Below are 21,401 nucleotides of genomic sequence, written 5' to 3' on the forward strand. Positions count from 1 at the left end.
GTACCCGCTGCGAATGTATTCTGTGTTTGCTCACTGTCGCTGAAGTACGCATATGTACCCCCGCCGATTAATGAAAGCCCAAGTGCTGCCGACATAATTCCCATTCCCATTTGTTTTTTAATACCCAAAATGATATTCCTCCCTAAAATATTAATAGATTTTTTAGGAGCTTTACTAAGACAGGGATGCTGCCTTAGCAAAGCTGTATTTCCAAGATTAATTCCACTTATCTATTAAGGATTCGGTACCTTCTTTAAGTGAATGATACGCTTTTTCAGAAATCTTTTCTTTTTCCCGGTGGTTGTCAAGTAGTTTCTCAAAGCCTTTCATATGCTTTACAACCTTTGCGGCTTCCTCTTTTTCCTCAAACCGCTCAACAGCCATCAGATGAACTTCCAGTGAGCGTGCGGCACCATTATTCTCAAATTCACCATCTGCTTCGTATTGTTTCACTAAGTCCAGCAGATCAGATGCACTGCTTACAGGAGGAGCCTCTACCGTTACGGTCGCGGTTTCTGTAAGTTTCTTGAATCCGTCCACATTCAACGTAAAAGTAATGTCATAGGATCCTGGTGTGTCCGCATCGAAGTCACCTTTATCGATAGTGACCCGATCAGTTAAGTCGTTTCCTTGTGCATCCTGGGCAACGTCGATTAAGGACGTTAAATCCAATTCATCGCCAGCTGTAATCGTTTTGTCAGAAACCTTAAGCTCCGGTGTCATTTGTTCAATGCGCAGGTTATCTAAAATAAATGTTCCTGCACCAGTATCCATATTTAAATCTGTTCCATCACTAAAGATTCCGATGTATGTCTGTCCGTTTTCCGAACCGGTGATCGTAAATTCAGCTGTCTTGGTTTCGGCTGAAGCTTCAAGCTTTTCGTTTGTCTTGATCCCTTTGGCCTTATCGATGGTACCGACGTCAATTGCCTGATCACCTGATATAAAGCGGTACGAATCAGCGGTCGTCTGATAATCGAAGCTCACTTTATACGTTTTACCAGGTTCGAAATGTAAATGCTGCGGAATCGTTCGGTAAACAAGTCCATTGTTTCCAGTGTTGACCTTCACTGACCAATCACCATCAATGACATCGTCGACAACCTTTTTGTCTGCCCAGCCTTTTTGTGTGTATGGCGCATTCAGCTCTGACAAGTGAATACGGTTATCTTGAACACCTTCTGTATTACCGATAACAAACGGGTAAATGCCTGATACGACATTTTCAAAGTCCTGCTTAAAGACGTTATCTGACATATAATTGTTCAATGATTTTTGCACAATTCGGATGTCATCAAATTTCGTCTGACCTTCACCTGCTTGGCGCTTTAGTGTCAGCTGTGCTGTTTCACCTTCAGCCGTAAAGCTTACCTGCATCTTCTGCATTTTACTGTTGTAACCGTCATTTGTCGCGTGCGAATCAGCTTTGACATAGTTCTTTTGCAGACTGCGAAGTGTGAAATTACTGACATTTTCTTCACCACCGTTAATGGTAATGGATGCCTTCACATCACTTGCATTTTCCACGTAGACCTCTGCCACATAGTCCTTGCCCGGCTCAAGGTTCCTGAGCGTCCGGGTAACCGACGTATCTTTTGACGGACTGTCGAAGTTCAAATGGTAATCACCGCTGCTTAAGTTGCGGGCATCGCCTTCCTTATCGGTGCGGATAACGCTGACTGCATCAGCATCCCCCTCAACCGTTGTTTGCTCATCATCGACTGTTCCGGTGTTAAAGCCTGAATCATGAATATGGTTGCCTGTACTCCATTCATCAATCTTCACACCCTTATCATCGCCTGTTGTCACAATGTATGGTGTCGCAGCGTCAGCATTCAATGTTATCCGGTTATCTTTTATGTCAACTGTCTGCTTATCTGTTCTGCCTTGATCTGTCAGTTTGTACACATCCACACTTGAGACATCGTTATATTCATCTGGCAGCGTCCAGGTTGATTCGCCACCCTCAAGGTTCCAGTGATACAGCTTGTGTGAGTCAGGTGTTTCCCCTTCAAAATCCTGTTCCACCCACGGAATCAAGTATTTGTGACCGTCAAAGACCACATTATCATTAAGTGTCATGATGCGTTCTCTGGAATTGTCTTTTCTGCTTACGACGACTGTGTCACCGTTATCCGGATCTTTTAACCTAATTTTCTTCGACAGATTTGTCTTGGTAGGGTCACCGTCTGTCTTCTCCCAATCCATCACATAATACTTTTGCAAAAACTTCGTTGGAACATTGGTATTAAAAGTTTTACGGATAAAGTGGTCAAAGTTTTTATCGGACTGCCAGCCTTCAAATCCAGCAAGTTCAAATCCGCCAAGCAATGGATGATCAGCTGTACCGCCAGCTTCCGGCCAGTTCAGCACCCACGAATCTTTCTGGTGATTGCTGATAAACCGGAGCACATCAGAGTTGATCCCTTTACTTGATGGTCCACCGTAATTTTTATCGGTAGCCCAATGCTGCCAAGTTGAATAGTTAGCAACAGCATCACCGAATTCTGACGACATCCTCCAGCCACGGTTCATAATCTGTTCGGCAACGCGATTAGATTCCCACTGATCCTGGTACCAGACATCCAAATAGATGAAGTCGAGTCCCGGTGCAGCTTCTTTTAAAGCATCCAATCGTTTCCCGCGGTTGCCTGAAGACAGATCGTGCAATTTGTCAATGGTGTATGACTGATCAAGCCAACTCCAGCCTTTTGAACCTGGACCATTGATTAATTCGTCACTAAATGCATCGGCTTCCGGATACGATTCCTGTGCGTTTATGTGTACACCGAATTCAGCATTGAATTTATGACCTTTTTCGATTAGTGTATTTAAATCCGATACACCACCCATACGCTGACCAACATCACCGTAGTCAGGGTGGGCACTGTCATGGCCTTCACTTCCGTACCCTTTTAATAAAACAGCCTGTCCCAGACCATCTGTTGCAAGCGCCACTTTTTTCACATTATCAAGCGTTTTTAAAAATGGCTGCTGCGCTTGGGAGCCGAAGTTCATGGCAATACGCATACCGACGTTGTTGTTTACATTTTTCCAGCCCTTAATATCCTGCATGATATCACGATATTCAATTGCCGCATCCTGCCAGTCGATTTCCTTGTCTTTGTTGGTATCTTCTGCAATGGCAATTTTAATCGATGGTTTATTGGAAGACGGCTCTGGCATAAATTCACGGTGGTAGTACAATTTATTGGAGCCTATTCCCATTGCCTTTACACCGTCTGCGTTTTCATAACGATTTGCTAAAAGCTTTTTGTAACCGTTAACCTCAGAACTTGACCAGATACCTGCACTCAACTCATCGTTTGACAAGAATGCTGTATAGTATCCTTTAGACGTCCCAATATCTTCCATGGATGAATCCACCGTGACCGTTGTATCACCAGGTTTGGTAACATCCGTGCTGAGATTGGTCAGTTTTGCTTCTGCATCAGCATCATCAGCATTGACTGAGATAAAATTCATGTCAGCAAATTGCACTGTTTCAATTGGTGCGTCTGCAGCATTTGTAATCTTATCAAAGCTGTAAATGACTTTGTTGTCTTTTACTTTAATCGAGAGCTTCAATTCAGCGTCGAGATTCTCATCCTTATCTTCCACAGTCATTGTATAGACCGCTTCACTGTCACTAACTTTGTCAAAGTTCACTTCCGGATAGTAAAGCATACTATTGAGACGCAGCCCATAAACCGGGGATGTCTGCCCATTCATGACTTTACCGTCGACGTTGTATTCGATAACACGGGGAAATACTTCGTCAATTGTGACATCCATAGCCTCAGAGCTTAACGTGTTTTCAACCGGATCTGTCGTTGGCGGCTCCGGCGGTACATTTTCTTTAATCTGTACATTTGAAATGTTGATTTTCGCTGCACCGCGGCTTTTTTCTAAACCGATCATTCCGGCTTTGTTAACACCGTCTGGCTGTGTCCAGGACCCCATCTTTTCGCCGTCAACGTACAGTGTTGCGGTGTCATTGACAAACTTCACACGTAAATGATAGGTTTTATCCGCTTTTAGCGGAACACCGGTTGACATGTCAGTCCAGGTATTCGTCGGACCAAAAACTTCACCAAAATACTGATCATTGGAATCACCCGTGCCAACATACGTATACGCAGAGGAATCCTGCACACGGTATAGGAACCCAAAGCGGCTCAAATCTTTATCCGCCCTTATATCTGCCTCAAAACTCCCATTTTTTATATCATTCACTTTATCGTAAATAATTTTATTTTTAGCACTGGAAGATACATCGAACGTTGCGGAACCATCGTCATTGTATGTGACAGTTCCGTCACCTTGAATGACCTTCAGATCCCCTTCTTCAAGGTTGTTATCTGTGATAGGAGGCTCTTCAGGAGATCTTCCTACTTCAACTAAAACCTTCGTGTGCTGATTGCCGTACTTTCCAAAACGTAATGCCTCTGGCGCATCTGTTAGATTAGTAACAGCTTCATCCAAATCCACTGTTCCGAATAAATCATTGCCATCCAGTGTCACATTCATTGTTGTTCCACTATAGTCAACGTGGAGTGTATGTTCTTCTCCAGGCTGCGGCAATGCCGTGTCTGGTCTGTCACGCAAGTAATCGCCCTCACCTTGATATTTATACTGGTAGAACCAGCCTTGCGCATCGTAACCTACAAAGACAAAATTATTGGGATCCTTGTAGTGTGTGAAAAACCCAAAGCGAGTTGTTTTGCCTTCTGTTTCGGGAATAAAGGTATATTCCATTGTTCCACTTTCCTGGCCTTTGGCATCTTTGTGCCGGAATACAGCCGGGTTGTCCCCGTTATTGTTTCCTTCACCAGTGCCAAGGCGTGTGTACGTTTTTCCGTCTTGCTCAATGACCTTATTAATCTCGTTTCCACCCGTGGAAATGGTTTCCCAGGGATTAGAGACTGCCGCTTCCGCCTCAAATGGCAATATAGAATTCAAGAGCAATAACGGAATGGCAAAAACAATTCCGCACAAAAGGTTGAATACTTTTCGAGTGCCACCTTTGTCCACGTTTAAACCTCCTTCTGGATTAATAGATTAGTAATACTTTCCGGTGATAGCAGTTGTCTTCGGGTACCCTTTGACATCGGATGTTAATGGACTTATCCAATCAGCAGCATCCATCACCGTCTGTTGCTTCTATCACTGCTAAACGAATTAAATCCATGTAACATTATTGTTACATGTAGTGAAACGCTTTCACAATGCAAATATTGTCTTTTCATTTAGATATATTGCTATTTCACTTAATATTTGTATTATTTCGTTAAATATAGTTGCTTTAGTCCTAACAGTAGGTGAAATTACCTATAAACAAATTAAAATATATTGCTCTGCAGGAAGAAAAACAGACATAGCCAGCTTGCAGCTATGTCTGTTCAAGGATCTTTGTAAGTTCTTCCACAACGAACAATTTGCCACCCGGAAATGAGGTTTACTCTGACTTTTCCAACAAGTTCTCTGCATCATTCTGCAGTGCGTCATACGCCCCATCAGAAATGGCATCTTTTTTATGCAATTGGGACAATAACTGTTTAAAGCTATTCATGTGCTTCGAAACTTTATCTGTCAGTTCTTTTTCTTCATACTGCTCCACTGCTGTCAAGTGCATCTTCAATAAGCGTGCCGTACGCTTGGTATGAAATGCCTTATCCTCTTCAAACTCCTGAACATGCGTTTTGATCACTGATGCAGTAATCGGCCCATCATCATTGATTATCTTCGCTTCAGCCCAGTCTGCGTGATCACTGCCGTTTCCATTGCCGCTGTCTGTTACGACGAGTTTAAGTTCATTCACACCGGCAATATCAACATCAACTGCCTTTGCATCGTCTTCGGCTGTAATGAGTCCGCTGTCGTATAGCTTTTCACCGTCGCCCCAAACCTGAAAAACGACACTTGCTGCTGATGCAGGTGAAACTTCATCATCTACCCCGGCTTTTGCTGTAAAACGGGAGTAGTTGCCGTCAAGGTGGTAGACAATTTCGGAATGTGCATGTGCGCCAAGCCCCTTTTCAAATGTCTCGCCATTGATGGTTAATGTACTGCCATCATCGGCACCATTACCCCCGACGCTCATATTACGCTCCACCGGACCCCAGCCATTCATCGCGCTAATCCAACCGAGATCACTTAAATAGGCCGTTTCTGTCGGAATTGGCGGAATCATGGTCACTTCTTTTACAGTGGATTCACTTTGCTGATTTCCATCGGTTGTATAGGCAGCATCTGCACGTAGTTCAAAGCTGCCGGAGAGTGCATCTTTATCCGGGATTACATTCCAGCTTACTTCCACTGATTCGCCAGGATCGACAGTTGCAAATGTTACCTGTCCATCCGCTTCTGCTGTCCATTTATCCGGCACTTTCAAATTAAGTGTCACATCTTTTTCGATTTTTTCACTATAATTGGTGAATGTTGTTGTAACGGTTGATGACTTGCCTGGTTTCATCTTTTCGTCTGCCTTTATACGAACATTCGCATTGCCCTCAACCCAATCTTTGTTAAAACGAGCAAGTGTGATCTTGCTTCCCGCAGGTTTTTCATATAGTGTATAGATTGTTTTATCCGGGCCGACGCCCACATCCGAATAGCCAGTTTGGCCAGCATAAATCTCTCTCGATTCATACCACGTTTTTCCGTCATCATCACTCATCCGGATGGTCATGTTCGTTCTGCTCGATTTATTTGCTGTATTGGTAAATAAGATCGTGTCCGCATCATAGCGCGCCAGGCTTGCTGCGTTCACTGGTCCGATCAGCTTTTTGTCGGAAATCGGTGTCGTCCATGGATCTTCCAAACCTGGCGTTGTAGATACTGCCCGATAGTCACTGCCAGGGTTGCGCATATTTGTCATTAATCCGCCATCAGAAAGTTCCACCATCATGTTTTCATGTATCCTGGAGTACCCAGGCGGGTTTGGCACAAGTGGCCCTGCTTTCCATGTCGCGCCGCCGTCCTGACTGTAGATATAGGATACCGTACTGTTATGCCATCCGGCTGTTGTTATATAGATAGGAACAACGAGCGCTCCGTTGGACATCTGAAAGCCGTGCCCCGGTCCCATGCCTGCGCCTGACAAATCCTCGAAATAGTCCGGGCTTTCCGGGTTTGTATATGCACCCAGCACATCCGTTATGTCGCGTTTTTTGCCCCATGTCGCGCCATTATCCGTACTCGTACGTATAAAATACTTTGGATTATCCCACTCCCAGCGGCTCCAAAGCAAATGCACCGTACTGCCAGTATTTTCGGCAAGCAGCATCGGATTCATTTCTGCGTTATCGTTTTTGACACCAGGTGCTAAAATCTTTTGCTCAGAAAAAGTCTTCCCGCCATCCGTACTGCGTTTGAGAACCAAATCCGTCGGTGTCTGGTCACCGCCAGTCCGTGCTTCGACAACTGCAAGAACGGTACCATTTGAAGTAACTGAGATACTCGGAATGCGGTATTGTGCATATCCTTTGCCATCGTTAATATTGAACAATTCTTTTTCGTCAAAAAAACCATTTGTGTTTTCCGGCGTTTCGCTTAATGCTTTAACTTCTTCTGCTGTAAGCGTCTTGTCGTAGAGCTGCACCTTATCAAGCTCGCCCTTGAAATACCATTGGTTCCCGGTATTGTCGACGTTTTTGCCAATCCACGCCCCGTCTAGTCCGCTTACATTGTTAAAAAAGGCGGTGGAATCACTCGCTGCCATCTGACTGCCGTCAACGTAAATTTTGGTACCTTCACTGCCAACGGTTAAAACCGCCGTGTGCCAGTTCCCATCATTATACGAACCGGATGCACTAAGCTTTGTAGCATACGAACCATTCTCCCGGTTTTCCGTATAAATCGTCCCGCCGTTCATCGTAAACGATAGATTGCTAGAAGGGTCATTGGTATCTGATGCACTGAAAAACGTCTTTGCTATCTTTGTGCTCGTCGATTTAAACTTGACCAGAATCGAACCCTGCCTCAGTTCCCTCACCTTTGCCAAATCTTCTGTTTTGTTGATGGCATCACTTGCCCCGTTAAAATCCTGTTTCACTTCATAATCCAAAATAGAATCAACAGAAGCATAGACTGGTTGAGCAGAAATTATTGCTGCAGCCAGTATAATCAGGAAAAAGAACATTCCTATAATCCGCTTCCTGAACATATTCTCACCTTCTTTGCCATGATTTTGCACATGCGGCATAGCACAGGCCAGGAGCTCGCCCCTGACCCAGCCTCTTCCGGCTTATTGCCACTTCCCAAGCAAATAATCCGTATCTGCCATTAACACTTGATAGGCTTCACTTGATATTGTTTCCTGTCCTTTTAGTTGTTCGAGGATTTGCTGCAATCCGTTTAAATGTTTAGTGACTTTTTCTGTTTCATTCTTTTCTATAAATAGGTCAATTGTTGTCATTTGATGTTTCAACAGGCGTACGTCATGATCATTTGTAAAGGCACCATCCTTATCATAACGCTCAACGAGTGTCTTCATCGCCTCAGTACTGGTCGTTATATTTACACGATACGTCTTTTCCGTTGTATTGCCTGCTTTGTCTTTAGCGGTTACAACGAATTGATGCTCGCCTGGTTTTCCGGCTAAGCTCAACTCTGAATCTTGTTCGTATGCATCTCCGTCAAAGGTTGCGGATGTTTTAGCAATACCACTGTCTTCATCTGTCGCCTCCCAACTAAATTTGACAATTTCGGTATCGGATAACGTCGTTTCATCATCAAGTGGTTCACCATTGATCATTGCCGTTACTTCAGGCTTTGTTTGATCAACATCTGCCATAAATTTGGCATCTGCCCAGTCTGCATGGTCATTTCCATTATTGTCGCCGCCATCAGTAACAACGAGTTTCAGTTTCTCTTTACCGGAAATGTCCACATTGACCTTTTTAGCAGGTGTGTCGCGGTCCATCACACCACTTTCAAACAACTTTTCCCCGTCCGCAAAAACCTGAAAATTAACCGTTCCTGTCGAGTTAGCCTCCTGATCAAGACCAACGTAAGCATGAAATGTTTCATAGCCCTTTCCGGCGATATCATACGTTATTTCTGAATGGGCATGGGTACCGATTCCTTTTTCGTAAGTGATAGGTTCATTTTCACCTGACAATGTCAGCTGATTTCCTTCAACACTTGCATCACGGTGAATGGTTCCCCAGCCAGTACTTGCGTTTTCCCAGTCCAGATCGCTCAAGTATAATTCATCAACAACTTCAAATTGGACGATATATTCAGCAGATAATAAGCCATCTGCACTAGTCACTTTCACAACCGCTTTACCTGGCAGCGACTCTGCCTGGGTAATCTCTACGTCAGCATTGTCACCGATCGGGGTTACGTCTATCTCAGGTAATCCATCTTTTGTGCCCTTCAAGTATTTCTTTGTATATGTTTTCTTGGCAGCATTAAAGTTCTCCAGTGGTTCTCCATCAATGCTGATGTTTTTCAGCAATTCATCGGTAACCACCCGCTTGCTAAGTTCCATCGGTGATTCTTCTGCTGAAATCGGGCTCAGACGATAACTGGACGTGTAGGACTTTTCAGCTTGCATCGTAAATTCCGGATGCGGGCGAGCTCCCCAGCTATTGTCACCGCCAAGACCCATCTGATGATAATTTAAATTGACATGGATGTCATCTTTTTTATCCAATTCATATGGATGTGCAGCTTCCTCCAGATCCTTTTCCGTGTAATGAAGTGCATTGAATTCCATCAGCGGCAGTCCTGTTGCCATAAGACCTGTTCCATCTTCATTGGTAAATGTTACCCAACGCACGTCTGTTTTATTTCCTGTTTCCTGTGGTATCGCATACGGGAAAAATTCATCGTCAACAGTGCTATCATAAACACCAACAGGATAACCTGTCTTACGATCCCAATAGTTGCTCTCCGGCCCGCGGCCATACCAGTTAATCTGCTCAAATTCTTCAGGCAGCGTCAATTCCATTCCGACTGCAGGGATTTCCGGAAGGTTTTCCCCTGGTTCGAGCGTATTTTTGACCGCTACTTCCCCTGTCCCATATATGGTGTAGACAGTCTTGTAGTTGGATTCTGTTTCCGTCGGCAATGTGCCTGTCACCTTAACCTGCACTGCATTTTCACCATAATTTGTGAGCTTTACATCGGTAACTGTTCTGTTTTCACCGGCATCACGCCATGTGCCTGTACGTGATGGCATGCCGTTTCCGACATCGTTTTCATTCGGTGCTCGCCAGTAATCAGGCTGTGGACCGCTTTTGAGCAATTCTTTTCCTTCATGTGTGAATGAATCAATCGTACCTTTTGTTTTATCAAACTTCAGCTTGAAATCACTGCCGTCAATTGCGATAGTAGAATCATTGTTATCAACAGCGACTTTCGGCATATCGCCAATTGCCTCGGGCTGTTTTTCCGGAACATCAAACGGCACCTTGAACTGCTGTGCTGAAATTTCATAGCCTTTGGATGCCCAGCTTGTATCTCCTTTCAGTTTAAAACTGAGATTCAAATAATACTCAGCCCCCGCCTGTAAGGATGGCTTATCAATTGGCAATTCGATTTCCTCTGTCGTCAGTGGTGCCACATCAAGATTGTCGAGTGCACCTTCCTGAATCACCTCACCATCTTGTTTCAATTCCCATTTGGCATCATACTGACTTAAGTTGGTGAATAGGTATTCGTTTTTCAGTTTGATAACGCCATTTTTGACATCCTTATCATGTACCTCGATATTCTGGTAAACCTTTTTTACTTCCTTCAGTTCTGGCTGGACTGTCCTATCTGCTGACACAAGCCCATTAGCAAGGAAATTGCCGTCATTCGGCTCATCTCCCCAGTCACCACCATAGGCAAAATAAGACTCGTCTTCATTGCCCGGCACTGGCTCCAGTAAGTTCTGGTCGACCCAGTCCCAGATAAAGCCTCCCTGCAAATTGTCATAACTGTCAATAACATCCCAGTACTGATACAAATTGCCGACACTGTTTCCCATCGCATGCGCATATTCAATCAGTAAAAATGGTTTTTCCTTGCCGGATTTTCCGTAATCTTCTACATAAGAAACGGCCGGATACATCACGCTCTCGACATCAGACCAGCGTGTATCACCTTCGTAATGGACAATTCTGGTCGGGTCCATTTCGCGGGCTAAATCCGCCATCTCTTGAAAGGTTGTCCCGCTTCCGGCTTCATTTCCCAGCGACCAAGCCATTATCGACGGGTGATTTTTATCCCGCTCAATCATACTGCGCAATCGATCTTTTGAGGCAGGAAGCCACTGCGGATCACTGGCCGGGAGCTCGAAGCGCTTTCCATGTGATTCAAGATTTGCTTCGTCCATCACATATAGCCCATATTCATCGGCTAATTCATAAAATTCCGTTTGATTCGGATAATGCGATGTGCGTACGGCATTAATGTTATGCTTTTTCATTAGCTTAATATCTTCAATCATTCGCTCTCTGGAAACCGTCCGCCCGTCTTTGGGGTCAATCTCATGGCGATTCACCCCTTTTAAGGTAATCGGTTTTCCGTTCAGTTTCATCTGACCTTCTTCCACCTCAAATTCGCGAAAACCTACTCTGGTACTCGTCGTTTCGATGGTTTTACCATTTTGGTCTTTTAGTACGGCAACCAATGTATACAAATTCGGGTGCTCAGCAGACCACTTTTTCGGATTTTCTATAAGCTTGTCCTTCTTAATCGACACCTGGTTCTTCCCGTCAAAAGCAACATCACCTTTTATCGGCGACTGCAGCACGCTGTTGCTATCTTGATCGTATAAATCCAACTCAACGGTCTGGCCGTTTACTTGCTTATCACTGTACTTGCTTACATCAACATTCACATTCAGTGTTGCATCTTCAAAGCTGTCATCAAGATCTGTCGTTACACTGAGATCGCGCATATGTGTATCAGGTGTGGAATACAGGTACACATCACGGAAAATACCGCTCAGCCGTACCATATCCTGATCTTCTAACCAGCTTCCATCTGACCAGCGATACACTTCCACTGAAATAGTGTTTTTCCCATCACGCTTGATATAGTCCGATATGTCGAATTCTGCAGGTGTAAAGCTGTCTTCACTATAACCAACTTTTTCGCCATTCACCCAGAGGTAAAATGCCGACTCAACTCCTTGAAATGAAACGTAAACCGGATCGCCATTCCAATCTTTCGGGACGGTGAATTCCTTTTTGTATGAACCGACTGGGTTATGCTTGGTCGGGGCTTTCGGCGGTTCCGGATTCTCCACTCCTGTCCATGGATATGTCACGTTGGTATAGATTGGATGACCATAGCCTTTCAGCTGCCAGCTTGACGGTACCTCAATCGTGTCCCAGCCTGAAACATCATACCCCTCTTGGTAAAAATCTTTCGGACGCTGCTCTGGGTTTTTTGCCCAGTTGAATTGCCATTCACCGTTGAGTGTCTTGTAAAAAGGTGATTGACTTTGATCATCTTTTAAGGCCGCTTCGATATTTTTGTAATGCGAAATCGAAGCATGTGCATCCTCGCGGTTCACTTCATACGTCTCCGGATTGTTATTCCATTCCGGATAATCCGCATTAGCTGCAGCATGTGCTCCTCCAGGATATGTGCAGCCCAACACCATAGCAATCAATGCACTGGTGCCCAACACTTTCTTAAACATCCGCATTCACCTTTCTTTAATAATTTTTATATTAATAGAAGATACACTGAAAAACGTGCCTTCTATTAAATAACTTGATGCGATTGGGAAATGACTTTTTCTTTTAATTTTATTTGTAAACGTTTTCGACAAAAGCATATTATGTCCAGAGTACAATTGTTTAACAGGCTTCACAATGTAAATATTGTCTTTTCTTTTAGAAATATTGCGCATTTATTATAATATTTTGATTATTATGTTAAAATTGAGTTGAATGATCTATTGACATCATATACAAAATTTCTATTAAGGTGATTATCACCTATTTCATTTTGACTAGATTCATAGCCTCATCGTAAATTGACTCCACCACACTCTTCCAGACTCAACTGCGGATGATACTCGAGAAGAAAAAATTGTTAAACATCTGAATAACTTGAAGGAATTAATTAACTATCAGAAGGAAAATAAACTGATTTCTGAAAGGGCTTATAAGTACCTTAGGGTTAATGCCGATTACTTGATAGAAAAGTGGCAGAAAAGTTTTTAAAGATATGAAAGATTAAATTCCTGTTACAAACAAAAGGTCTGTAACAGGAATTTTTATAAAACGGAGATTGACAGATATCCGAAATCACTGTATTGATTTTGCTGGTCTTCCAGTAATTAATGATTTCCCGTCCGTATAACCTTCATCTCTTCCGGTCAATTCTCTGATAAGCTGTTCTCTTCTTGTACGCAAACGATCTTGATATGCCATTGCCCCAGCAAGATTTCGTTTTTCATCCGGATCCTCCAGCAAGTCGAAAAATTGCTCCTCGTCTGTCTGCGAAAACCAAATATATTTTTCATTTCCATCCGTAATATAATGATAGGATGCCTCGCCAAATTCATGCTCCCCATGGATATAATCGCGCCATGACTGATTGGTTTCACCCTTGCACAATGGAATGACACTTTTTCCATCGACCGTATCAGGTATGCTGACACCGGCTGCATCGAGCAGCGTCGGCATGATATCGCGCATTTCAACGACGTTATCAACAACTGAATTCTTTTTCAAATTAAGGTTGTTGCCAGCATCAGCCAGAATAAATGGCACCTTCGCACTTCCTTCATACGGCAGCGATTTGCGATATAAATGATGATCTCCGAGCAGCTCACCATGATCCGAGGCAAATAATATAACGGTATCTTGATAGACACCATATTCCTGCATCGCTTGCAAAAAACGTCCGATTTGGTGATCGATATGAGTGATTAAAGCATAATAAGCTGCCTGTGCACGATGAAATCGTTGACTTGGCACCAACCCTTTTGATGTGGCGGGATTCAATCCGGATTTTGTCTCATCGTCCGTGACAGCCCAGTCACCCACCGGCGGCTTGGGCAACTCCATGTTCTTGTACATATCATAAAATGCCTGTGGCGGGTCCAAAGGCGGATGCGGCCGGACATACGACAGTTTCAAGAAAAACGGCTTGGATGGATCGCGACGGCGCAGGAAGTCAATGGATTGAGTGGTTGCCCAATTCGTTGGGTGCAACGACTCTGGCAGATTCCAGGGTCTCGTAACCGTCGAAGCATTACAATCAAGACCGAGGTCCAGAAAGTCCACATCAGCACCTTGTTTCTCGCGCAGCCAATTCAGGTAATCATCGGTGTGCTCCTGAGACTCCATTGTTGTCGTATGATGTTTAAACCGATTGTAATGCATGTAACCATCATGCAAAACAACATTATGAAAGCCGCATAAGTTCCGTGTCGGATAAACATGCATTTTCCCAACGCATTGTGTATGATAGCCGGCATTGGCAAATTCACCAGCAATTGTATGATCATACGTCCATGGCACCTTTTCCTGATAACCGGTGCGACCGGTGGAAACCTGGGACATGCCGGTCATAACAGAAGCCCTCGCCGGAACGCAGGACGGTGTGGCAGAATATGCATTCTGAAACAGCGCACCGTCTCGTGCTAACTGGTCCAGATTAGGTGTATCCACAACTGGATGGTTTAATGTGCTTAAGCAATCCCATCGCATTTGATCAACCATAATCAATAGAACATTTGGTTTCATTTGGAATCTCTCCATTATAAATTATAGGCTCAAGCGCCCGTTTCAACTTTCCAATACTCTCCGGCCAGCCCCGACAATTCCCTGTTCGTTGCCCATATGGCTTATTTCCATGTTATTCAATATGTGTTTTTGTTCATCGATAAGCCATTCATCCAACTTCTCCTTCACTTTCGCAAGCAAATTGGGGTTATTGAAAATCACACTGCCACCAAACACCATTTTGTGCGGATCCAACAGACTATTGAAAGCATACACGCCTTGTGCCAGAGCGGAAGCCATATCATCAATAAGTGATTGCGCTGTTGAATCACCGTTGTAATATGCATCAAATACCTGCTTAGCTGTCATGTCCGTTCTTCCATACAGTTTATTTGCGTACTTTGCAAGGGCAGGACCGGATGCTGCGTGCTCAAGTCGCACCAGCGGCTTATCCGTATACGGAGCATGTACCGGTATCAACCCTGCTTCTCCGGCAAAACCGGAGCCCCGGATAAATTCACCATCCTGAATAATCGCACTCGAAATGCCGGTGCTGACAGTCGTATAAACGAACAATTTATCCTGTTCGAGATGGGCTTCTTTCCATTCGGCAAAAGCAGCCATATACACGTCATTATCGATAACGACCCGATCTATCCCAAATGCCTTTCGCAGACGGTCTGCTAAAGGAAAATTGCTCCACGGAAGGTTATTCTGAAAAATCGCAATGCCGTGTTTCCGATCGCTTTTTCCCGGGACTCCGGCACCGATGCCATAAATATCATGCATTGGGATACTGGAATGATCCAAAAGCTGCTCAATACATGCTTCAACTTGTGAAAACATACGCTCTCTGTCAGATGGATCACTATTGACAACCTCCCGCTGAATAACATCACCGTTCTGATTGACAATGCCGCTGGCGATTTTTGTACCTCCAATATCCAAACCGATGGCACACTTCATTAATCCTCTCTCCTTCTGAATGTACATTGTCTTTTAGTTACATTTTTGTTCAGCATTGTTTAATTTTATCACTCACACAAATTTTCGATTGTAGTTCCAAAGCAAAAACAGCAATCCGGCAAGACCGATTAATTGCAAGAGCAAATACATTTTGCCGACAGTCCGTTGTCCAAAAATAATCAAAAACATGCAAAAGAGAAAGAATACGATCTTCAATACACGGAATACATTATCTTTCATTCCGTATCTCCTCCCATATAAATTCACTTGGCTCAAGGGTCATCCTGTGCACTGCGCCATTGCCATCATAAACATCCGTTTCCTGACGGCGGTTTGAATTGTTCATAATCGCATACTTTCCTATCTCCGGATATGCATGGACTTCACAGTGTATGTTTGAAGCATGCCACTTTTTAAAATCTTTTTCCTTGCCTGCTGCATGAAACATAGCGCGCATTAACAGGCGCGTGTTCTCATGGCTGTATGGCAGACCTGCCATGTAAACGCCTCTTCCCTTACCGAAAGGGTTACTGGACAAATGAATACTTCCATCGTTGTATTCAATAATGTCGGTAGCTTCACTTAGCGCATAGACATATTTGCTTCCCTCACCAAAATCATATGTGTTCAAGTCTTCTGCCATATAATGATGATCTGTCGTTTCGGTGAAATACTTATTCGTTGATAAGCTATATCCTAATTCTTTGTCAACACCGAGCACGTTGGCTAATTGGAAATAACGTCCTTGATGATGAATAGCAGACGGTTCGCCAATCCCGATAAAACCGCCGCCATTGTAGACCCATTCCCTTATAACAGCCACCAGTTCTTTATCTTTCCACTTGTCGCCGCCGGAAAAAGCGGTCCCAGCATCACCTGCATTGATGATGACATCAACATCGTCCGGAACACCATTTTCGATCACATCAGCAAAACTGATAAAAGCGACATCAGCAGCCGCTCCACTCAGAGCTTCCACAATGCCATAATAAGAATATGTCTGTTTATATGGTTTGCCATGCGCCACAATATGTGTCTGCCAGCTTCGAAGTTTCCCCCAGGCATTCAAAATGGCAACCTTGATGCCCGTATAAGGTTTCGTATCTTTGATATGATCGTATATTTCACGAAATTCATCCGTGACCTTTTCGACATAATCAATAAATTCCGGGAACTTGTAGGGCAAACTTGGGTAACCGCCATACCCTATCCGGTCCAGCGGTTTACGCATCAGCGCTCTTCTGGCCGTCAGCCAATTCTCATTCGCTTCGATGACCGGATCATTCCCTTCATAAAATGTATCAGGGAAGAAATATGGCAAAAAGCGCCCTTCCGTATAGTTGACATCCGGGATATCTGCAATCAGACGCAGTGTTGTTCCATCACCGACACTCCCGACCACTGCATCCATACCCGTTTCCTTAAAATACTTGCCATATGGTTCGGTGCCTATCCAGTTGTCGCCCAGAAACATCATTGCTTCCTTATCACTTTCGTGCACCATATCCACCAGCTGTTTTACCTCCCTGGCGACAAACTGCTGGATAAAATCGATGTAATCCAAATACGCTCTGGACGGAACCCGGAACGCTGTATTGTAATAACCTTGGTCAACAATATCTTCTGGACGGAGCTGATAGCCTTTTTCTTTTTCAAAAGCTTCCAGTGCTGCGACAGACACACTTGCTCCATACCCGAACCAGTCCACAAATTTTTCTTTACCAAGATTGTTGAAAATCAACGTAAAATGGTAGAAAAACGTTGTAAAACGGACGACATCGGTATCCGGGTTTTCTTTCAGCCAGTTTTGTAAATAGTCTTTTATAAACTGATTTGAATGCGGCTGACGTGCATCAAATGGAATGTCGTGCGGTTTGTCTCCCCAGTCATTCGTGATGTGATTATACATTTGAGTCGGATCCCATTTCATATAGGCCAAAAACGATACCGTATATTCGTGCCAAGGTGCTGCATCGTGAATCAGAAGCCGGTCATGATGCTGATCAAGTTCCCAATCGGTAGGATCAACAACATCACCGGTTGTTCTATTGATGACCTCCCACCATTTTTTGGGATCATGCCGATAGTCAGGCTCGATCTGTTCAGTAAAATACCCATGGAGAAAATCAATCTCAAGTTTTCGATCGACCGCAGTATTAAATTTAGACATGAGATATAACTGCTGCATTTCTTCCGGATGCTGTTCTGCAAAATCGTTGCGTCCGCGCGCAACAAAATAAGTTGTATATATTTTGGCATCAAGCTGCTTCATTTCCGCTTCCATTTTTGTTCCGTCACTGTCACGAAGAGCGTCTGCCCCCCAACGTTCCATCAATTCCTTTGTTTCATGTAAAAAGTTTTCTTCAATTGGCAGGGTTACCCTTCCTGTTGTTTTCATCATCTCAGTCACCTATCCTTTCACTCCACCTACAGTCATTCCTTCAGTTAAACGCTTTTGAACAATCATATATAAGATTAAAGTCGGCAGCATGACAATCACCATGCCTGCATACATCGGCCCGTAATTGACCGCTGCACGTTCGGCCGCCATAAGGTTCAGGAGTCCGACCGGCAGGGTTTTATTCTCACCGGGCATTATCGTAAGAGCCAGAATATACTCATTCCAAAACAATAAAAAGTTAAACAGAATAACAATAATGATGCTTGGTTTAGCCATCGGAAGCATTACCGAAAACATCGTACGGAAATAGCCGGCACCATCGATGCTTGCCGCCTCTTCAAAATCGGATGGCAATGTCTCAAAATAACTTGAGAGTAGAAAAATGGTAAACGGAAGCGCGGTTGAGGCATAAATCAGCGCCAGCATAACCCGGTTGTTCAAAAAGAAATCTTCGCCAAGCAGTGCCCTTAATTGTGTATCCCATCCAAGCAAAAGCAGAAAGATGGGTACAGCAATATAACTAACGTTTATGAACAAACCCGCTTTGACGAACGAATTCAAAAGACCGCTGGCAAAAAATTTAAATCGTGACAGCACATACGCTGCGGGCAATGCGATGACCAGCAAAAACAACAGTGCAAGTGCAGTCACCATCACAGAATTCAGCAGATATTGCCCCATATTCGCTTCAACAAAGGCTTCAACAAAGTTTTGAATGTAAACCCCATCCGGCAGCGCCCAGGGACTGCCATAAAATTCACTGTTTTCCTTAATGGAAGCCATAAACACCCAGGCAACCGGAATAATAATGGAAATAGCCAGCCCTGCCAGTGCCACATAGATAAATAGTTTAAAAAGTTTGTCCGTACTGATTCGTTTCGTTTTTTCCATAGATTACTCCCCCTTAATACTCCAGCACATCGCGTTTGGTGATACGGCTAATAACGGCTGCAAGGAAAAACGAAAAGCTAAACACAATAACTCCGATAGCCATTCCATACCCGTATGTCGAGTTACCGTAAGCCTGTGAATACATATAAGAGAGAAAAACCTCCGTCGAACCACCCGGGCCGCCGCCAGTCATAGCCTTGACCAGCAAAAAGCTGAGATTGATTGTACTAATGATGTAAAACGCCAGCGTTGTGCGGATATTATTCCATATCAGCGGAAGTGTAATGGAAGTAAATTGCTTAATTTTGCCTGCTCCCTCTAGCGCAGCTGCCTCATAGAAGCTGGCAGGTACGCTCGCCATACTGGACATGTACATGACCATGTAATAGCCGATTGCCTGCCAGACAAGCGCTCCTGCGATACTATAGATGACTATATCGTGATTGCCCAGCCACATCTGCTCCAGGTTTTCCAGGCTTAAAATACCAAAAACACTGTTCAATAAGCCTTCTTCAGGGTCATAAACTGCAGAAAATATTCCGGCGATAACAACGATTGAAAGGATATTGGGAATGTAAAACACAATGCGGAAAAAATTATTTCCAACAACATTTTCCCTTGTTAAAATCGCTGCAAAGAAGATAGCAAAGAACAATGTAATAATGGCAACCAGAACAATAAGCAAAATGGAATTCTGAAACGACTGAATAAAGTCCATGTCGTTCCATAAAATTTTAAAATTATCGAATCCTACAAACTGTTTAGAACCGGAAAGTCCCCCCCAGCGATAGAGAGACATTCGGAACACTTCAACTGTTGGCACAACCATAAACACGGTAAACAAAATAATTGCAGGTGATATACATATAAAAATGAATAAAGCCCTGGACTTCTTTTTGCTCAACTCGCTCACCTCTCCAAGAAGAAAAATCCGTCTGGCTGATCATAACCCGACAAACAAAACGGCGAGCCGTTTGAGGAGACTCGCTGTTTTGTTTTTCTGAACCTGCTGCTATTTCATTTCAGGTCTTAATTTGTCACTTACTTTCTGTAATTCTTTTTGCCACTCACTGACTGACATTTCACCGCTTATAACGCTGTCAATGTTTTCGTACAGCGTTTCATTTATATTGGCTCCCGGAACTGGATTGGTTGATGCAAACGTCCCCATTGCCGGCAAAACACCTTTGTCATAAATACTGTAAAACTTCTTCTTTTGACCTTCCAGCTTATCTGTCATTCCCTTAATTGGCTGCACCGCCCCAGCTTCCAGGAAGGTATCGGCCGCTTCATCTGAATACATGTAAGCAAGGAACTCTTTTGCGGCTTCTTTATTCTCAGCCTGTGATGGAATCCACATCTGCTCGAAGAAAGTGAACGCATACCGATCACCATCACCACCCTCAAATGCAGGAACGGCTGTCATACCCCATTCAAAATTGTCAGCTCGCGGTGCATCCTCCATTTCTCCGACGACCCAAGTACCGTTTGGCATGAATAACGCTTCATTATCCAAAATCAATTGCTGATTTTTAGTGAAGTCTTTTGGATTGGCATTAGCCACCGTATTTGGATGCGTATAGTTGCCCAATTTCTTAATCGTATTTAAAACACGTTCTGCTTCCTTTGTTTCCCATATACCCTCTTCGTAAGTCATAACTTTTTGGAAAAAGTCCGGACCACCGGAAGCAAACAACATCGAACTTGCCAGCGTGTCAAAGTAACCGGCGATTGGATAAGTGAATAATGAAAGATTCTCATCCGCAGCTTTATCACCTAAAGACCACATATCATTCCAGGTTTCAGGAACATCCCAACCTTTTTCTTCCATCAGGCTGGCATTATAGAATAAACCTGATGGGCTGTAGAACATAGGTGCCAGATACATTTCGCCGTCGCCATAAGGATTGGTAGCCAACGTATCGGTAAAGCCATCAAGCATTTTTTCTTTGACAGTGACTTCTTCTCCGGGCACTTGCATATCAAGTACATCCGAAATATTCTCCAGGCCATCTTCTTTAATCATAGTCTCTGTTAATCCTGCTTCACGACCGGTCGCCAGAAGCAGAACGTCCGGATAATCTCCTGCCTGCATATTCGGCCTGATGACCTCTTCAAGATTCTTTTCAATTGTTAAATCTATCGTGACATTTTCGTGTGAGGCTTCATAATCGTCAATAATACTCTGCCACATCTCACTGCCATAAGCTGATTCCAGTGCAGCCAGCTGCAATGTGACTTCCTCATTCCCGCTTGCGTCCGATCCATCAGCCTCACCTGCAGAATTGCTGTTACATGCAACAAGTCCGACTGTCAACAGCACAATGAATCCAATCAACAATAATTGCTTCCATTTCATATTGGCTGTCCCCCTCCGAGATTATTGAATACATACCTAATTGTACATTGGTATGAAGCGCTTTCACAATAAAGATATTGTTGATAGTTTTAGAAAT

Annotated in this window: 11 protein-coding genes and 1 pseudogene; 1 reads left to right on the forward strand and 11 read right to left on the reverse strand. The window is 43.8% G+C overall.

Annotated elements, in window-relative coordinates:
• The 4 genes from VK097_RS04010 to lacZ form a co-directional block, all read right to left on the reverse strand.
• A partial coding sequence (locus VK097_RS04010; protein WP_324210533.1) for a TasA family protein occupies positions 1-128 on the reverse strand: 128 nt, incomplete at its 3' end.
• Positions 129-216: 88 nt separating this feature from the next.
• Positions 217-5,034 (reverse strand): endo-alpha-N-acetylgalactosaminidase family protein, encoded by a 4,818-nt coding sequence (locus tag VK097_RS04015; protein WP_324210515.1) that lies wholly within the window; start codon positions 5,032-5,034, stop codon positions 217-219.
• A 424-nt stretch (positions 5,035-5,458) separates the two neighbouring features.
• A complete protein-coding gene (locus tag VK097_RS04020; RefSeq protein WP_324210516.1) occupies positions 5,459-8,167 on the reverse strand; it encodes an NPCBM/NEW2 domain-containing protein in 2,709 nt (902 codons plus the stop codon).
• Between the two features lie 81 nt (positions 8,168-8,248).
• Entirely contained in the window at positions 8,249-12,649 is a 4,401-nt protein-coding gene (lacZ, locus tag VK097_RS04025; RefSeq protein WP_324210517.1) for a beta-galactosidase, LacZ type, read from the reverse strand.
• A 385-nt stretch (positions 12,650-13,034) separates the two neighbouring features.
• Between lacZ and VK097_RS15410 the strand changes: the two are divergent.
• A pseudogene (locus tag VK097_RS15410) lies at positions 13,035-13,178 on the forward strand (FIMAH domain-containing protein); the annotation flags it as partial.
• An 84-nt stretch (positions 13,179-13,262) separates the two neighbouring features.
• On the opposite strand, the gene VK097_RS04030 reads toward VK097_RS15410, so the two are convergent.
• From VK097_RS04030 to VK097_RS04060, 7 genes are all read right to left on the reverse strand, one after another.
• Positions 13,263-14,708, reverse strand: a complete 1,446-nt coding sequence (locus VK097_RS04030) for an arylsulfatase (RefSeq protein WP_324210518.1) — start codon at positions 14,706-14,708, stop codon at positions 13,263-13,265.
• Positions 14,709-14,750: 42 nt separating this feature from the next.
• Entirely contained in the window at positions 14,751-15,653 is a 903-nt protein-coding gene (locus tag VK097_RS04035) for an ROK family protein (RefSeq protein ID WP_324210519.1), read from the reverse strand.
• Positions 15,654-15,725: 72 nt separating this feature from the next.
• A complete protein-coding gene (locus VK097_RS04040; RefSeq protein WP_324210520.1) occupies positions 15,726-15,893 on the reverse strand; it encodes a DUF6903 family protein in 168 nt (55 codons plus the stop codon).
• Entirely contained in the window at positions 15,883-18,054 is a 2,172-nt protein-coding gene (gene gnpA / locus VK097_RS04045; RefSeq protein ID WP_324210521.1) for a 1,3-beta-galactosyl-N-acetylhexosamine phosphorylase, read from the reverse strand. The genes VK097_RS04040 and gnpA overlap by 11 nt, the downstream gene beginning before the upstream one ends.
• Before the next feature lie 9 nt (positions 18,055-18,063).
• Positions 18,064-18,945 carry a carbohydrate ABC transporter permease gene (locus VK097_RS04050; RefSeq protein WP_324210522.1) on the reverse strand — a complete coding sequence of 294 codons (882 nt, stop codon included), beginning with the start codon at positions 18,943-18,945 and terminating at the stop codon, positions 18,064-18,066.
• Positions 18,946-18,958: 13 nt separating this feature from the next.
• The gene (locus VK097_RS04055) at positions 18,959-19,849 is read right to left on the reverse strand and encodes a sugar ABC transporter permease (protein ID WP_324210523.1); all 891 of its coding nucleotides are present in this window, start codon (positions 19,847-19,849) and stop codon (positions 18,959-18,961) included.
• A 108-nt stretch (positions 19,850-19,957) separates the two neighbouring features.
• Positions 19,958-21,304 carry a carbohydrate ABC transporter substrate-binding protein gene (locus tag VK097_RS04060; RefSeq protein ID WP_324210524.1) on the reverse strand — a complete coding sequence of 449 codons (1,347 nt, stop codon included), beginning with the start codon at positions 21,302-21,304 and terminating at the stop codon, positions 19,958-19,960.
• Positions 21,305-21,401: the final 97 nt, after the last annotated feature.

The organism is Lentibacillus sp. (assembly GCF_035301675.1).
In the GTDB taxonomy this organism is placed as follows: domain Bacteria; phylum Bacillota; class Bacilli; order Bacillales; family Amphibacillaceae; genus Lentibacillus.